The organism is Nocardia sp. NPDC002869 (assembly GCF_046764065.1).
In the GTDB taxonomy this organism is placed as follows: Bacteria; Actinomycetota; Actinomycetes; order Mycobacteriales; family Mycobacteriaceae; genus Nocardia; species Nocardia rhamnosiphila.
This window is the reverse complement of sequence record NZ_JBKOOL010000151.1, coordinates 1-14,395: the sequence shown is the minus strand read 5'-3', so window position 1 is coordinate 14,395 and position 14,395 is coordinate 1. Positions and strand designations below refer to the sequence as shown.

At 69.1% G+C, this 14,395-nt stretch carries 13 protein-coding genes and 2 pseudogenes; 7 read left to right on the top strand and 8 right to left on the bottom strand.

Annotated features, from left to right (window positions below):
- Positions 1-118 precede the first annotated feature (118 nt).
- Together ACLML9_RS22945 and ACLML9_RS22940 are read left to right on the top strand one after the other, a co-directional pair.
- Positions 119-1,393 (top strand): annotated as a pseudogene (locus ACLML9_RS22945) (MFS transporter); the annotation flags it as partial.
- Positions 1,389-1,718: pseudogene (locus tag ACLML9_RS22940) on the top strand (DUF1304 domain-containing protein); the annotation flags it as partial. The pseudogenes ACLML9_RS22945 and ACLML9_RS22940, both read left to right, overlap by 5 nt.
- An 18-nt stretch (positions 1,719-1,736) precedes the next feature.
- On the opposite strand, the gene ACLML9_RS22935 reads toward ACLML9_RS22940, so the two are convergent.
- On the bottom strand, positions 1,737-2,327 hold the full coding sequence (locus tag ACLML9_RS22935) for a TetR/AcrR family transcriptional regulator (protein WP_411947461.1): 591 nt from the start codon (positions 2,325-2,327) through the stop codon (positions 1,737-1,739).
- 87 nt (positions 2,328-2,414) lie between these two features.
- Between ACLML9_RS22935 and ACLML9_RS22930 the strand changes: the two genes are divergently transcribed.
- Together ACLML9_RS22930 and ACLML9_RS22925 are read left to right on the top strand one after the other, a co-directional pair.
- Positions 2,415-2,822: a DUF4267 domain-containing protein gene (locus ACLML9_RS22930; protein WP_411947460.1), complete on the top strand. Its 408-nt coding sequence runs from the start codon at positions 2,415-2,417 to the stop codon at positions 2,820-2,822.
- Positions 2,823-2,875: 53 nt separating this feature from the next.
- Complete coding sequence (locus ACLML9_RS22925) at positions 2,876-3,349, top strand: DUF1772 domain-containing protein (protein ID WP_411947459.1); 474 nt, start codon at positions 2,876-2,878, stop codon at positions 3,347-3,349.
- Between the two features lie 79 nt (positions 3,350-3,428).
- Here ACLML9_RS22925 and ACLML9_RS22920 read toward each other — a convergent pair whose 3' ends face one another.
- From ACLML9_RS22920 to ACLML9_RS22910, 3 genes are all read right to left on the bottom strand, one after another.
- Positions 3,429-3,566 carry a helix-turn-helix domain-containing protein gene (locus ACLML9_RS22920; RefSeq protein WP_411947458.1) on the bottom strand — a complete coding sequence of 46 codons (138 nt, stop codon included), beginning with the start codon at positions 3,564-3,566 and terminating at the stop codon, positions 3,429-3,431.
- 97 nt (positions 3,567-3,663) lie between these two features.
- Positions 3,664-4,584 carry an NADP-dependent oxidoreductase gene (locus tag ACLML9_RS22915; RefSeq protein WP_411947457.1) on the bottom strand — a complete coding sequence of 307 codons (921 nt, stop codon included), beginning with the start codon at positions 4,582-4,584 and terminating at the stop codon, positions 3,664-3,666.
- 141 nt (positions 4,585-4,725) lie between these two features.
- Positions 4,726-5,778: an alpha/beta fold hydrolase gene (locus tag ACLML9_RS22910; RefSeq protein WP_411947456.1), complete on the bottom strand. Its 1,053-nt coding sequence runs from the start codon at positions 5,776-5,778 to the stop codon at positions 4,726-4,728.
- Between the two features lie 263 nt (positions 5,779-6,041).
- On the opposite strand from ACLML9_RS22910, the gene ACLML9_RS22905 reads away from it, so the two are divergent.
- Both ACLML9_RS22905 and ACLML9_RS22900 read left to right on the top strand, forming a co-directional pair.
- A complete protein-coding gene (locus ACLML9_RS22905) occupies positions 6,042-6,530 on the top strand; it encodes a DUF2752 domain-containing protein (protein WP_411947455.1) in 489 nt (162 codons plus the stop codon).
- Between the two features lie 14 nt (positions 6,531-6,544).
- Positions 6,545-6,733, top strand: a complete 189-nt coding sequence (locus tag ACLML9_RS22900) for a hypothetical protein (RefSeq protein ID WP_411947454.1) — start codon at positions 6,545-6,547, stop codon at positions 6,731-6,733.
- Here ACLML9_RS22900 and ACLML9_RS22895 read toward each other — a convergent pair.
- From ACLML9_RS22895 to ACLML9_RS22880, 4 genes are all read right to left on the bottom strand, one after another.
- Positions 6,718-8,073: a M1 family metallopeptidase gene (locus ACLML9_RS22895; RefSeq protein ID WP_411947453.1), complete on the bottom strand. Its 1,356-nt coding sequence runs from the start codon at positions 8,071-8,073 to the stop codon at positions 6,718-6,720. The two genes, ACLML9_RS22900 and ACLML9_RS22895, sit on opposite strands and share 16 nt — an antisense overlap.
- Positions 8,073-11,981, bottom strand: coding sequence for a Pls/PosA family non-ribosomal peptide synthetase (locus tag ACLML9_RS22890; RefSeq protein WP_411947452.1), 3,909 nt, complete (start codon positions 11,979-11,981; stop codon positions 8,073-8,075). The genes ACLML9_RS22895 and ACLML9_RS22890 overlap by 1 nt, the downstream gene beginning before the upstream one ends.
- Before the next feature lie 140 nt (positions 11,982-12,121).
- Entirely contained in the window at positions 12,122-12,682 is a 561-nt protein-coding gene (locus ACLML9_RS22885; RefSeq protein WP_411947451.1) for a flavin reductase family protein, read from the bottom strand.
- A gap of 72 nt (positions 12,683-12,754) precedes the next feature.
- Positions 12,755-13,228, bottom strand: coding sequence for a YbaK/EbsC family protein (locus ACLML9_RS22880; protein ID WP_411947450.1), 474 nt, complete (start codon positions 13,226-13,228; stop codon positions 12,755-12,757).
- A gap of 147 nt (positions 13,229-13,375) precedes the next feature.
- On the opposite strand from ACLML9_RS22880, the gene ACLML9_RS22875 reads away from it, so the two are divergent.
- On the top strand, positions 13,376-14,197 hold the full coding sequence (locus ACLML9_RS22875) for a crotonase/enoyl-CoA hydratase family protein (protein ID WP_030524168.1): 822 nt from the start codon (positions 13,376-13,378) through the stop codon (positions 14,195-14,197).
- Positions 14,198-14,395: the final 198 nt, after the last annotated feature.

Sequence of the window (14,395 nt, the reverse complement as noted above, 5' to 3'; positions counted from 1 at the left end):
CACGGTGCGCCCGCCCACCGACGACGAAGGAGTCCGACATGTGTGAGTGCTGTTGCCGAAGCACCCGCGGCCCACCCCCTACTCGCCCGAGGAAGTATTCGCCATGCGCTCCGCGCCCATGACCCGCTCACCGTTCCGCAACCACGACTACCTTCGCCTTTTCACCGCCCAGGTGACCGGCCTGTTCGGCACCGGATTGACCACCGTCGCACTGGGATTGCTCGCCTACGAGCTCGCCGGGGCGGCCGCTGCCGCCGTCCTCGGCGCCGCCCTGACCATCAAGATGGTGGTCTACGTGACGGTCGCTCCGATCGTGGGCGCCTATGCCGACCGTCTCCCTCGCCGACTGTTCCTGGTGGCACTGCATCTGATCCGCGCCGCCGTCGTGCTCGCATTGCCGTTCATCGATCAGATCTGGCAGATCTATGTGCTGATCGCCGTACTGCAAACCGCTTCCGCCGCCTACACTCCGACCTATCAGGCGGTCATTCCCGACCTCCTGCCCGATGAGCGCGAATACACCCGAGCCCTGTCGGCGGCCCAGCTGGCCGCGACCATGGAGACACTGCTGAGTCCGATGCTGGCCGCCGTCGCGCTGACCGTGCTGAGCTTCCACTGGTTGTTCGTCGGCACCGCGATGGGCTTCGCCGTCTCGGCCGCGCTGGTGATCACCACCCGTATCCCGAACGTGACCGCGGCGACCGAGGGATCTTTCCGTGAACGGATCACGGTCGGACTGCGCATCTTCGCGGGCACACCGCGACTGCGCGGCCTGCTCGGGCTGAATCTCGTGGTCGCGGCCGCCGGGTCCGTGGTGATGGTCAATACGGTCAACTACGTCCGCGACGTCCTCGGTGGCACCCAGTCCGGCGTCGCGCTGTTACTGGCGGCCAACGGCTTCGGGACCATGCTCGTCGCCCTGTCGCTTCCCCGAGTCCTCGATCGCCTCGGCGCCCGACCGGTCATGCTGACCGGCGCGGTCGGCCTGCTCGCCGCACTCGGATCGGCCATCGCCCTGTCGTTCGCCGGCTCCGGTGACTGGCGTGGGGCCGCCGCCATCGCGGTGTGGGCCGGCATCGGTGCGGGCACCGCGGCGATACTGACACCCACCGGACAGGTGCTGCGCCGCTCCTCCCGGCCGGCCGACCGTCCCGCGCTGTTCGCGGCCCAGTTCTCGCTCTCGCACATGGCGTGGCTGCTCACCTACCCCATCGCGGGGTGGCTCACCACCGCTGCCGGTTTCACCACGACCTGGGGGGTTCTCGCCGTCCTCGGTGCCACCGGATTCGCTGCGGCACTGCGGTTGTGGCCCCGTCACGATCCGGAGGCCCTGACCCACCTGCACGAGGTCGGCACCATCGACCCGGCGCGACTCGGCGACGCCGTACTGGTATTTGGAGTCGTTCGCGTGGACCGGTGCGGCGCGGGGTGTGTTCGGCACCAGTGCCGAGGAAGCTGCGGCGACCCGGGAGCTGGCCTTCAATCAGGGCTTCTACAACTTGTTCCTGGCGGTCATCGCGGCGGTGGGGATCGTGGTGGCGGCAGCCGGGGATCGAGGTATCGGGATGGCGTTGATCTTCGCCGGTACCGGGGCGATGCTGGGCGCCGCGCTGGTACTGCTGCTCTCGTCGCCGGACAAGCGCGCGTCGGCGGTCAAGCAGGGGGCGGCGCCGCTGGTGACCGTTGCGCTCGGGGTGATCTGGGCACTCTTCGGTTGAGCGGACGGTCCCGGCGGGTCACGAATGCTGCGCGGAGCCGGCCTGCTCCAGTAGCCGGCTGAGGATTTCCAGCCGGTTTTCGCGTAGACCCGGGCGCAACCGTTGGCCCCGTTCGAGAGTGGCCAGGCCGTGCAGTGCGCTCCAGCCGGTTTCGGTGAAGGTTTCCACGTCGTGGTCGCCGGCGAAGGGGGCCAGGGCGGCGACCAGTTCTGCGAACGCGTCGCGTAGGACCTGGGTGGCCTCGGGGCCGAACTTCAGATCGGTGGACATGGCGAACATGGCGTCGTAGACGGCGGGATGCTCGGTGGCGAATTCGATGTAGGCGCGGGCGAGGGCCGCCAGCGCGTCTGCCTCTGTCTCGGCGGTGGTCCGGGCGCGGTGCAGGGCCGTGGCGAGTTCGGCGATGCCGTCCTCGGCGACCGCCGTGACGATGGCGCGTTTGCCGGCGAAATGGCTGTAGAGGACGGGTTGGCTGTATTCGATCCGGTCGGCCAGCTTGCGGACGGTCACCGCGTCCCAGCCCTCGGTCTCCGCCAGTTCGCGCGCGGTATCGATGATCAGCCGGTGGCGTTCCGCCCGCTCCCGCTCCCGTCTTTTCTGAATACTCATGCTCGAAACTCTAGCATCGCTAGACAGGAGGATGAGACTGGGTTAGTGTTGCTCCATCACATAGCGCTGCTAGAATTTGGAGCAAGAATGATCACCACTCGACGTCTCGCCACCGCACTGTCGCTGACCGGGGCGGCGTTCATCCTCTACATCGGGATCAGCTACCTGATCGCTCCCGAGTCGATCGCCACCGGGTTCGGGCTGCCCGAGTGGCCGACCGGTGACGCCGCGGCATTCATGAATCTGAAGGGGGTGCGCGATACGGTCAGCGGGATCCTCATCCTCGCGTTGCTGGCGCTCGGGCAGCGTTTCGCGCTGGGGGTCGTCATGCTCGTCGTGGCGCTGATCCCGATCGGCGATATGGCCACCGTGCTGGCCTACGACGGTTCCACGGCAACCGCCTTCGGAGTCCACGGCCTCACCGCACTGCTCGTGGGCCTCACCGGGTTGCTGCTCGTCCGCGAGTCCACTGCGTCCGCCCCCGTTCCCGCGTAACTGCCGAGCACCGGCCATCACCAGCTGAAATCCGCAATACTCAGGAGCCTGTCATGTCTGTGTCCATTCAGATCCTCGCCGCCGTCGCGGTTCTCGCCAATGCCGTCGTCTACGGCACCGATATCTTGGGTGCGCTGGTCATGCGGTCGGTCTATCGCCGGCTCGACGACGCCACCATGACGCTCAGTGCGGGCTGGGGACATTACTACGCGGATTCGCGTCTGCCGCCGGTCGGCGTCACCGGAGTGGTGGCGGCGCTGGGGGCCGCGGTCGTCGCCGCCCTGGCCGGGGCTGTCGGTGCCGCTGTTTCGGCGGGGCTGTCGGTGCTCGCCCTCGTGGTGTGGCTCGTCCTCTATGCGCGGATCGCCAAGCCGATCAATACGGCACAGAAGGCCGCCGCTCGATCCGGCGTGATTCCGCCGAATGCTCGTGCGCTGCAGGAGCGGTGGGACAGCATTCTCTACCCCCGGGTGATCCTGCAGGCCCTCGCGCTGGTCGCGTTGCTCGTCACCTTGGTCATTGCTTGAGTGCGATGTTTCCGGCCGGCCGGGTGGGACGAATGTCCGCCCGGCCAACCGCGTTTGTCGGCGGAGCCGGCCGGAGCGGTCATCCGCCGGCCGGCTCGATGCCCTCGGGTGCCGGCTCGACGAATTCCCGCATCGGAATCTCCAGTGCGGTGCACAGTGCGTGGAGCTGCTGCATATCCGGCGAGCGCTCGCCGTTCTCGAATCGAGATTCGGCCACGAAAGACCTTTTCGAAGGCACGTCAATACCCCTTCCCGGGGTTCCGGCCGCTGTCCCTTTCTCGCCGGCTTGCCGTACCGAACTCATGAAGCCGGAGTCAGAGCACGATGACATTCTTGCCGCGGGTATGGCCCGACTGGCCCGCGGCGAAGGCATCGGCGACTTCCTCCAGGGAGAAGGTCGCCGCGACCGGGACCACGAGGTCGCCCTTGGCGGCAAGGTCGGCCAGGCGCTGGGTCTGGGTGCCGTCGGGGCGAACCCAGACGGCGTGGCCGCCGTGTTCGGTCACCGAGCCGTCGGCGATCGAGGCATGGCGCCCGTTCTTCGCCAGAACGGCCAGGGTGGTGTCGAGCTGGCCGCCGACGAAATCGGCCACCGCCTGCACGCCGTCCGGGGCGAGTTCGCGGATGCGTTCGACCACGCCTTCCCCGTAGGCCACCGGTTCGGCGCCGAGTTCGCGCAGGAAATCGTGGTTACGTTCGGAGGCGGTACCCAGGACGCGGGCGCCACGCGCCCGGGCGATCTGGATGCCCAGGCTGCCCACCCCGCCGGCCGCGGCGTGGATGAGCACGGTGTCCTCGGCGGTCACCTGGAGAAGATCGAGGGTGCGCAGGGCGGTACCGCCGGCCAGAGGTAGCGCGCCGGCCTGCTCCCAGGGCAGATCCGCCGGTTTGCGGGCCACGCGCGCCGCCGGGACGGCGACCAGTTCGGCGAAGGTGCCGTCCTTGAGGACGTCTTTGCGGGCGTAGGCCAGTACTTCGTCACCGACCTCGAATTCCGGGGTATCCATGCCCTTGTCGACCACGATTCCGGCGACGTCCCAGCCCGGGATCACCGGGAAGGTCGCATCGATCAGACCGTCCAGCGCACCCGACATCAGTTTCCAGTCGACCGGATTCACTCCGGCCGCGCGCACCTCGATCAGTACCGAACCCGGGAAAACTTTGGGTTTCGGCAGGTCACGCACCTGGATATCACTGTTGTCGGTGGTGTAGCGGTCGTAGGTCGCTGCGCGCATAGTCCAGTCCTAACGGTTGCGGTCGTCATTGCGTGCAACGACGCGCCGCAAGCGATATTTCGGAATCCGTACGGCGGTGGCCGACCGGTGCGGAGGGTCCGCCGAGCCGGGCGACACTGACCGGACTCGGGGACTTCCCGCTCAGCCCGTGGCCACGGACCGGGGGCTGGTGCGGTTCAGGATGGCGGTCAGCTCGTTGTTGAAATGGTCGATCCGCTCGATATTGCCCAGGTGGCCGGTGGGCCAGACCTGGTAATCGGGCCGGTGACCGGCCTCGATCATGGTGTCGGCGATGAGGCGTGACATCCGTTCGGGCAGTAGGCGGTCGTAGCGGCCGGCAATGATCGTGGTGGGCACGGTCAGATTCGCCGCGGCCGCCCCCAGCTGCAGATCCGCCAGGATCGCGGCGTGCCGGCCGCGGGCCAGCGGACGGCACGAACGCACAATGTTCAGGGCGAATTCGGCCTGTTCGTTGGTGGCGCCGCGGGCCATGATGCGTTCTTTCAGGATCTCGCGGGCCGCCCAGCCGCCGGGCAGGGGCAGTGGTGTGGTGAGGATGGACTCCGCGACGATCATCGGCAGCCGGATCGGCGACCCGAGCAGACTCAGCGGCTGGCTTCCCAGGCTGAGCGGCTTGTTCAGCAGCGGTAGCAGATCGGTGTCGTAGCGGATATTGCCCGAGGTGGTGTTGGCCAGCACGACCGCGCGGGCCCGCCGGTCCACCTGGCCGGGGTGGCGGGCGGCCCAGGCCTGCAGGGTGATGCCACCCATGCTGTGCCCGACCAGCAGGGCCTGCTGACCCGGCCGCAGGGTCGCGTCGAGGACGGCGGCGAGATCGTCGGCGAGGGTGCGGTCGCCCAGCGGTGCGCGACCGAGGGTGCTGTCGCCGTGGCCGCGCTGATCGTAGGCGATCACACGGTAGCGGTCGCCGAAGGCGTTGATCTGGGGGTGCCAGTACTCGATACAACAGCTCCAGCCGTGGACGAGCACTATCGGCTCGGCATCGGCGGGACCGTAGGAGTGCACGCGCAGGCGGGCGCCGTCGACAGTGGTGACGGGAACGACCTCGGGATGGGCGGCCGGCGCGTTGTAGTGGGCGGTACGGAATCGGCGCGCGCGCAACGTAGCTCGGTACGGGGCGGTCAGAGCGCCTTGATGCGCCTGCGACAGCGCGGTTATCGATTTCACCAGCATCAGAACACTCCTTTGTGCCTGCTGACACGGTAACCCTGCAAGCTGGGTGCTTACAAGAGCAAGCGCCGTTCCGGTTCGCTTCATCCGGGATGTCGTTGTTATCCAGAATATCGGCGCGGTACGGGGCACTGTTAGCTGAGGATTGCCCATTCGCCGGAAGTTCTATGCCTGTTCGATGCAACCGGTGCTTGCTTCGATGCAACCGGAGCAAGCACCTCCGGTGGTTGTGGCGTCAACCCGCGGGCCGCGACTACCGTGAAGGCGTGAACGACTCGGACGCAGCCGACCCGCGTGAGCTCGTGGGCCCAAGGGTTCCGGAAGCGGCCTGGCCGGACAGTGGTGCCGGGTTGTCCGGGTGGCGGGGACTCCTGCTGCCCGGTGCGGCGGCGGCCGCGGGGGCCGCGGCGGTGCTCTTGCTGCACGTCCGCGACCCGCATATCGAGGGCGCGTACGGGCTGTGCCCGGTCTATGCCCTGTTCGGTGTGTACTGCCCGGGCTGCGGGGGTATGCGCGCAGTACACAACCTGACCGAGGGACATATCGTCGATTCCCTGCACAGCAACCTGCTGGCGCTGCCGGTGCTGACGCTCTACATGTTGTGGGTGGGCGATTGGGCGATCCGGGCGTGGCGGGGCGAAGGCCCGCGTGTGCCCGGAATAAGCAGCCTCACGATGTGGACGCTGCTCGGCTCGATCGCCGTCTACACGGTGGTGCGCAATACCCCCTGGGGCACCTGCCTGACGCCGGTCTGACAGAAAAGGTTCAGATGCGCGATTCACTCAAGGACCGGATCCGCGAAAAATTGCTGCGGCAACTGACCGAGGACGGCCCGATGGGTGCCGAACCCGAGGATCCACGGCTCATCTCGGTGGTCACCGACCTCGAGGCGCTGAACAGCGTCGCCGACGACGATCCACTCGTCGAACAACTCGCGGGTCGCTACCTGGTGTTCTGACCCGCACTGCCGCCGACCGGCGGCAGCTGCGGCAGCGGTTCGGCATAGAGCCATTCCTGCCACAGCGGCTGCATGGGTACCACGCTGTAGTGGCCGACCAGGTCGGTGAACTCCTCGGTGGAGACCGAGGCGTGCCGGTGGCGGGCGGTCCAATCGCGGATGAGCCGGAAGAACGCGGTATCGCCCAGCTCCAGCCGCAGGGCGTGCAGCGTGAGAGCGCCGCGTTTGTAGACCCGGTCGTCGAACATCAGCTCGGGCCCGGGATCGCCGACCACGATGTTCTGCGGTTCCCGGCGCAGGGTGTGCCAGGCCGCGCGGGCCAGCTGATCGGCGCTGGGCCCGTGCGCGGCCTCCGACCAGATCCATTCCGCGTAGCAGGCGAAACCCTCGTGCAACCAGATATCGCACCAGTGCTGGATGGTGAGGCTGTTGCCGAACCACTGGTGGGCGAGTTCATGCGCGACCAGGCGTTCGGCGCCGCGGCGGCCGTCGCAGTGGTTGGCGCCGAATACGGAGAGGCCCTGGGCCTCGATCGGGATCTCGAGTTCGTCCTCGGTGACCACGACCGAATAACTCTGGAACGGATACGGGCCGAACAGTTCGCTGAACACCGACATCATCTCGGGTTGCCGGGCGAAATCGTGGTCGAAGGCCGCGCGCAGCGATGTCGGTATCACCGCGTGGATCGGGACGGGTGTGCGCCGGTCGGTGAGCTGGTGTCTGCGGTAGCGCCCGATCTGCACGGTGGCCAGGTAGCTCGCCATCGGCTCGGCCTGTTCGTAAACCCAGGTGGTCTGGCCGGCTTTGGTCTGTTTGCCGACCAGTTCGCCGTTGGCGAGGGTGAAGTACGGCGTATCGGTGGTGATGGAGATCCGGTAGCTCGCCTTGGAGCTGGGATGGTCGTCGCAGGGAAACCAGGACGCGGCGCCGTTGGGCTGGCCGGCCACCAGCGACCCCTCGGTGAGTTCTTCCCAGCCGACCTCGCCCCAGGGTCCGCGGACCGGTTTCGGGGCGCCGGCGTACTGCACCACCAGTTGCAGCATCCCGCCCGCGGGTATCCGCTCGCGCGGGGTCACGGTGAGTTTGCCGCGCTGATGGATGTACTTACCGGCCTTGCCGCCGTTGACCAGTACCTTCGACACCGCCAGTGCCTGGGACAGGTCGAGGGAGAAGCGTGGGCGTTCGGCGGTGGTGACGGCCGTGATCACCGCCCGCCCGGCGAGCCGGTTACTGGACACCTTGTAGTTGAGGTCCAGTTCGTACCGGGATACCCGATAGCCCCTGTTCCCGTTCTGCGGTAGATAGTCGTCGATGGGGGCGTCGTAGAACCTGCTCCCCATCAGAGTTCCGTGTCCTCGTCGGATTCGAGGTCGGCCGCCGGGGCGGTCCAGGGGGTGATGGGGTTGCCCCACCATCTGGTGGAGGCCGGTACGGTATCGCCGCGCATCACCAGCGAGGCCGGGCCCACGGTGGCGGCCGCGCCGAGCGTGGCGGCGGGCAGGGCGACGCAGTGCGGCCCGAGGGTGGCGCCGGGCTCCAGGGTCACAGTGTCCATGGCCATGATGCGGTCGTGGAACAGGTGGGTCTGCACCACGCAGCCGCGTTCCACGGTCGCGCCGTCACCGAGTGTCACCAGGTCTGCCTCCGGAAGCCAATAGGATTCGCACCATACCCCGCGGCCGATCTTCGCGCCGAGCGCGCGTAACCAGAGGTTCAGTACGGGCGTACCGGTCGCCGCGCGGGCGAACCAGGGCGCCGCGACGGTTTCCACGAACGCGTCCGACACCTCGTTACGCCAGACGAACGAACTCCACAGCGGATGCTCACCGGCCCGGATCCGCCCGACCAGCACCCATTTCGCGGTGACCGCGCTCGCACAGGCCACCGCCCCCGCGACCATCAGCACCACCCCGGACAGCAGTGCCGCCGCCGGATAGCCGAGACGATCGGCCAGCCGGGCCAGCGCCAGCAGGACGCCGAGGCCGATGGCGAAGGTCACCACGACCGCGGCGAGGCGGCAGGTCTCGAATGCGCCGCGGAAGACGCGCAGCCGCAGCGGCGGATCGAAGGTGCGGTCGGTATCGGCGGTACCCGCGGCCCGGCGTAACCGGACCGGCGGGCTGCCCAGCCAGGACGAGCCGGCCTTCGCTTTGGTCGGCGCCGCCGACAGCACCGCGACCAGGCCGTTCTTCGGCACTCGCCGGCCGGGCGCGGCCATTCCGGAATTGCCCAGGAACGCGCGTTTACCGACCTTGGCCTCCCCGATGTGCAACCAGCCCCCGCCGAGCTCGTAACTGGCGATCATGGTGTCGTCGGCCAGGAAGGCGCCGTCGGCGACGGTGGTGAACTTGGGCAGCAGCAGCACCGTGGACGCCTCGACCCGTTTGCCGACCTTCGCGCCCAGTAGGCGCAGCCAGATCGGGGTGAGCAGCGAGGCGTAGAGGGGGAACAGGAAGGTGCGGGCGGAGTCCAGCAGGCGTTCGGTGACCCAGACCTGCCAGCCCACCCGGCTGCGCACCGGATGGTAACCCTCGGTGAGCCCGATACCGAGCAGCCGGACCGCGACGACCGTCGCCACGGCGTAGACCATCAGGCTGAACACGGTGGCGACCGGTAGGCACAGGAAGGCGGGCAGCAGGGCGTCCGTGAAATCCGCGGTGTCCCGGATACTCCAGGCGATGACGGCCAGACCCGTCGCGAGCCCGAACAGCGGCAGCGCCCCCAGCGCCAGCGAACCGATCCCGAAGGCCAGGACCCAGTGCACGGCCCGCTCCGGCGTCTCCGCGGGCCAGCGGTGCCGGGCCTTCCCGACCTTCACCGCCGGTGAACCCGCCCATTCTTGACCGGCCTTCACCTTGCCGGACACCGCCGAACCCGCCGCGATCTCGGCGTCGCGGCCGATCCGGGTCCCGGGCAGCAGCACCGACCGGGCGCCCACCACCGCGCCCCGGCCGACCACGATCGAACCGATGTGCACGGTGTCGCCGTCGATCCAGTAGCCGGACAGGTCGACCTCGGGTTCGACACTGCAGCCGTCACGCAGCTCCAGCATGCCGGTCACCGGGGGCAGCGTGTGCAGATCGACACCCTTCCCCACCTTCGCGCCGAGGGCGCGCGCGAACGGCCCCATCCACGGCGCTCCGGAGAGGTTCTCCGCCCCACTGGCCTCCGACAGCCGGACCGCCGCCCACAGTCGCAGGTGTACCGAACCGCCGCGTGGATAACTGCCCGGCCGCACGCCCGCGAGCAGAGTCCGGGCGCCCACCACACAGATCGCCATCCGGCCGAGCGGGGTGATGAAGATCAGGAACAGCAGCGCGGTCCACCACCAGGACAGGCGCGGCAGCCAGGGCAGTAGCTCGAACCACGCGGCCACCCCGGAGACGACGGCCAGCCAGGTGACCCATTGCAGGCCGGTGAGCGTCGTCAGCGCGAGGGTGGCCAGCACCTGGATCCATTGCGCCGACGGCGGGGTGGGGCGGACCGGGCGGGTCTGCGCGGCAGCGGCCGGGGCGCTCTGGTCGAGCAGTTCGGTGAGCGCGCCGAGGCGGGGATGGTCGTACACATCGGCCACCGTGACCCGCGGGTACCGCGCCCGCAGCCCGGTGACCAGTTGCGCCGCCGACAGCGAACCGCCGCCGAGTGCGAAGAAATCGGCATCGGCGCCGGTGATCTCGGCAGCGAGGACATCGGTCCACAGCTGCGCGACCCAGGCGGCGGTGCCGGTGAGCCCGTGGTCGATTCCGCTGTCGGCGTCGGCGAGGGGCCAGGGCAGCGCGTTCCGGTCGACCTTGCCCGAAGTGCGGGTCGGCAATTCCGGGACGACCACCAGCCGGGGGATCAGCGGGGCCGGGAGCTGCCCGGCGAGCCGGGCGCGGGCGGCGGCCAGGTCGTAGTCCGCGGCGACACCGGTGAGATAGCCGATCAGGACCGGCGTACCGGTCGCCGTGGCTCGTACCGCGGCGGCCGCGCCGCTGACCCCCGGTAGCTGCTGGAGCGCGTTGTCGAGCTCGCCGAGTTCGATTCGGCGGCCGCCGATCTTCACCTGATCGTCGGCCCGGCCGAGGAAGATCAGCCCGGCCTCCTCGTTACGGACCAGGTCGCCGCTGCGATAGGCGCGGTCCCAGCCCAGCGTGGGCAGGGGTGCGTACTTCTCGGCGTCCTTCGCCGGATCGAGATAGCGGGCCAGCCCGACCCCGCCGATCACCAGTTCACCGGTCTCGCCTTCGCCGACGGGTACGCCGTCGGCATCGACCACCACCAGGTCCCAGCCGTCCAGCGGGAGACCGATCCGCACCGGTCCGGCGCCGTCCAGCAGCGCTGCGCAGGCGACCACGGTGGCCTCGGTGGGGCCGTAGGTATTCCACACCTCGCGGTCGGGGTCGGCGAGACGTTCGGCCAGTTCCGGAGGCACCGCCTCACCGCCGAAGATGAACAGCCGGACCGATTCCAGGGCCTCGGCGGGCCAGGTCGCGGCCAGGGTCGGGACGGTCGACACCACGGTGATCCCCTGCCGGACCAGCCACGGGCCGAGATCGGCGCCGGTGCGGACCAGCGCGCGCGGCGCGGGCACCAGACAGGCGCCGTGCCGCCAGGCCAGCCACATCTCCTCACAGGAGGCGTCGAAAGCGACCGAGAGGCCGGCCAGGACACGGTCGCCGGGCCCGAGCGGCGCGTCCCGGAGGAACATGCGGGCCTCGGCGTCGACGAAAGCGGCCGCGTTGCGGTGGGTCACCGCGACACCCTTGGGAGTGCCGGTGGAACCCGAGGTGAAGATGATCCAGGCATCGTCGTCCACCGTGGGCGCCCGGCCGTCACCTTCGCCGGCTTCCGCCGGATCCGGGCGTCCGGCTACCGGCCGGATGCCGTCGGCCGTCACCACGGCCGTCACCCGGGCCTCGGTGAAGACCAGGTCGGCCCGCTCCTCGGGATCGTCGGCGTCCACCGGGACGTAGGCGGCACCGGCGTGCAACACCGCCAGGATGGTGAGGTAGAGCTCCCAGGTACCCGAGGGCATACGCACGCCCACCCGGTCGCCGCGGCCCACCCCGGCGGCGGCCAGGTCCCGGACCGAGTTCTCGATCTCGGCGCGCAGTTCCGCGTAGGTCAGGGTGCGGTCCGCCGTGGCGATCGCGGGGGCGTCGGGATATTCGGCGGCCGTCCCGGCGACGATATCGACCAGGGTGCGCGCCGGTGGCGCGGCCTCGGCCCGCCGTAGCGCGCTCTCCGCATCCAGCTGCGTCCGCATCTGTCCGGTCCACCTTCCATCGCCAGCCGACGGACTGGTTCTCTCATACGAGGGTTACCGCACGGCAAACAGCGGTCGACCGGGTGAATAGATTACTCGGCCACGGGTAACACCCGATGTCGGCGGGGAGGGCGGGGCCGCTACTCCACGTCGTCGGCGAGCAGGGTCGGCCGGTAGTACCGGCCGTTGTAATAGAGCAGGGGGGCCGCGGATGCTTCTTCGTCGGTGTCGTCGTGCACCCGGACCACCCGGCCGACCACGAAGGTGTGATCACCGATCGGGATGAGCTGCTCCACCGTGGTGCGCAGCCACAGCGGGGTGCCGTGCAGCACCGGTTCGCCGGTGTCCAGGGCGCTCCACAGGGCGGGATCGTTGAACCGGCGCGCGGCGGTCCGGGCGAAACGCTGGGCCAGGTGACGCTGGTGCTCACCGAGGAAATGGATCACCACGGACTCGGCGGCGGTCAATGCCTCCAGGCTGGAGGACGTGTGGCTGATGTTGAACGAGACGAGCGGCGGGTCGAGGGACAGCGAGGCGAACGAGGTCGCCGTGAAACCGACCGGACCGGCGGCCGAGCCGAGCGTCACGATGGTGACGCCGGACGGGTAGTGGCGCATCGAGGCGCGGTACTGCTCGGCGGTGATACCGCTGAGGTCGTCGGGGATCCGGATTCCGGTATCGGGCCGTGGTACTTCGGTCACCTCGCCGACGCTACGCCCGGAACGGCGCGCCGCAGCGAGTTGGCCCACTGTCCGGGAGGGTGTCGAGCGAGGTCAATCCAGGTCGAGGGACAGCCCCGCGGTGATCCGCAGCAGTTCGGTGTACGAGGTGCGGAAGACGGTCCCCGGGCTGCCGCCGGCGGCCCACAGTTCGCGGTGACCCGACAGTCGCGAATCCACCCAGGTGGGCAGATTCGCCGGATGACCGATCGGCGCCACACTACCCGGCAGCTGGCCGGTGTAGCGCATCACCAGATGGGGCGGTGCGGGAATCAGCATGCCCTCGAGGCGTGCGCCGGTACGTTCCGGATCCACCCGGTGCGCCGCCGAGACCAGCAGCAGGATCGGTTCGTCGCCGAGTAGGAAGACCTCCGAATGCACGAGCGCCCCGAGTTCCACCTCCATCGCCTCGGCGGTCTCCACGGGACCGGTCGCCGATTCCGGCGCGGTGACGATCAGCCCGTGGTGACCGCGAGCGATCAACGTATCCGAGACCCGGCAGGTTATCTGTGGAAGCGACCTGCGCATGGGCACAGGGTAGAGCGATACGCGGTGTCCCGCGCGACTTTCCCCACTCACCGGACGAGGTCTTCTTCGGCCCCGGCCCGGGGCGGGGACCGCGGCCGGTCCGGTGCGCGCCGCCCGCCGCCCGCCGTACCCCCTTAGGCTGGGCAGATGACAGATTGGCAGGCTTTCACCGTCGAAACCGACGATCACGTCGCCCGGGTGACCCTCACCGGGCCGGGTAAAGGTAATGCGATGGGCCCGGATTTCTGGCGGGAGCTGCCGGAGATCTTCCACGGCCTCGACGCCGACCCGGAGGTCCGGGCGATCGTGCTCACCGGCTCCGGGAAGCACTTCTCCTACGGCCTGGATCTGCCCGCGATGAGCGGCACCTTCGGCCCGCTGATGGCCGACCGCGCCCTGGCCGCCCCGCGGACCGATTTCCTCGCCGATATCCGGCGTCTGCAGGCCTCGATCACCGCCGTCGCCGAATGCCGCAAACCGGTGATCGCCGCGGTGTCCGGCTGGTGCATCGGCGGCGGTCTGGACCTGATCGCCGCCGCCGATATCCGCTACGCCAGCGCGGAGGCGAAGTTCAGCCTGCGCGAGGCGAAGGTCGCCATCGTGGCCGACGTGGGTTCGCTACAGCGGCTGCCCGGGATCATCTCGGAGGGCCACCTGCGTGAACTCGCCTTCACGGCCAAGGACATCGACGCGGCCCGGGCGGAGAAGATCGGCCTGGTCAACGATGTCTTCGCCGACCAGGAGGCCGCCCTGGAAGCAGCCCACGCCACCGCCCGAGAAATCGCCGCGAACCCGCCGCTGGTGGTGCAGGGCGTGAAGGATGTACTGGGACAACGGAATTCCGCCGCGGTAGCCGAAGGCCTGCGCTACGTGTCGGCCTGGAACGCCGCCTTCCTGCCGTCCGAGGACCTGACAGAGGCCATTCAGGCAGTCTTCGAGAAGCGGACCCCGGAATACAAGGGCCGCTGAACGCCGCCCTCGGCGGGTCTTGCCGAGTACGGCTGCCCGCCCGCCCGGATGCGAGGCCGGCCCGGCCGATCGAGTCACCATGCGACCCCGAACATCGACTGCCGACGCAACCCGCATGCGTCGAGTTTTACGAGACACCTCAAAGGGTTGAGGCCCGTCTCGCCGTTTCGGCCTCGAAGTGCATGCGGCGAAGCCGCG

Coding starts and splice junctions, on each gene's coding strand:
- ACLML9_RS22930 (WP_411947460.1), top strand. CDS start 2,415: ATGATCACCACTCGACGTCTCGCCACCGCACTGTCGCTGACCGGGGCG.
- ACLML9_RS22925 (WP_411947459.1), top strand. CDS start 2,876: ATGTCTGTGTCCATTCAGATCCTCGCCGCCGTCGCGGTTCTCGCCAAT.
- ACLML9_RS22875 (WP_030524168.1), top strand. CDS start 13,376: ATGACAGATTGGCAGGCTTTCACCGTCGAAACCGACGATCACGTCGCC.
- ACLML9_RS22890 (WP_411947452.1), bottom strand. CDS start 11,981: ATGCGGACGCAGCTGGATGCGGAGAGCGCGCTACGGCGGGCCGAGGCC.
- ACLML9_RS22915 (WP_411947457.1), bottom strand. CDS start 4,584: ATGCGCGCAGCGACCTACGACCGCTACACCACCGACAACAGTGATATC.
- ACLML9_RS22895 (WP_411947453.1), bottom strand. CDS start 8,073: ATGGGGAGCAGGTTCTACGACGCCCCCATCGACGACTATCTACCGCAG.
- ACLML9_RS22935 (WP_411947461.1), bottom strand. CDS start 2,327: ATGAGTATTCAGAAAAGACGGGAGCGGGAGCGGGCGGAACGCCACCGG.
- ACLML9_RS22900 (WP_411947454.1), top strand. CDS start 6,545: ATGCGCGATTCACTCAAGGACCGGATCCGCGAAAAATTGCTGCGGCAA.
- ACLML9_RS22910 (WP_411947456.1), bottom strand. CDS start 5,778: ATGCTGGTGAAATCGATAACCGCGCTGTCGCAGGCGCATCAAGGCGCT.
- ACLML9_RS22880 (WP_411947450.1), bottom strand. CDS start 13,228: ATGCGCAGGTCGCTTCCACAGATAACCTGCCGGGTCTCGGATACGTTG.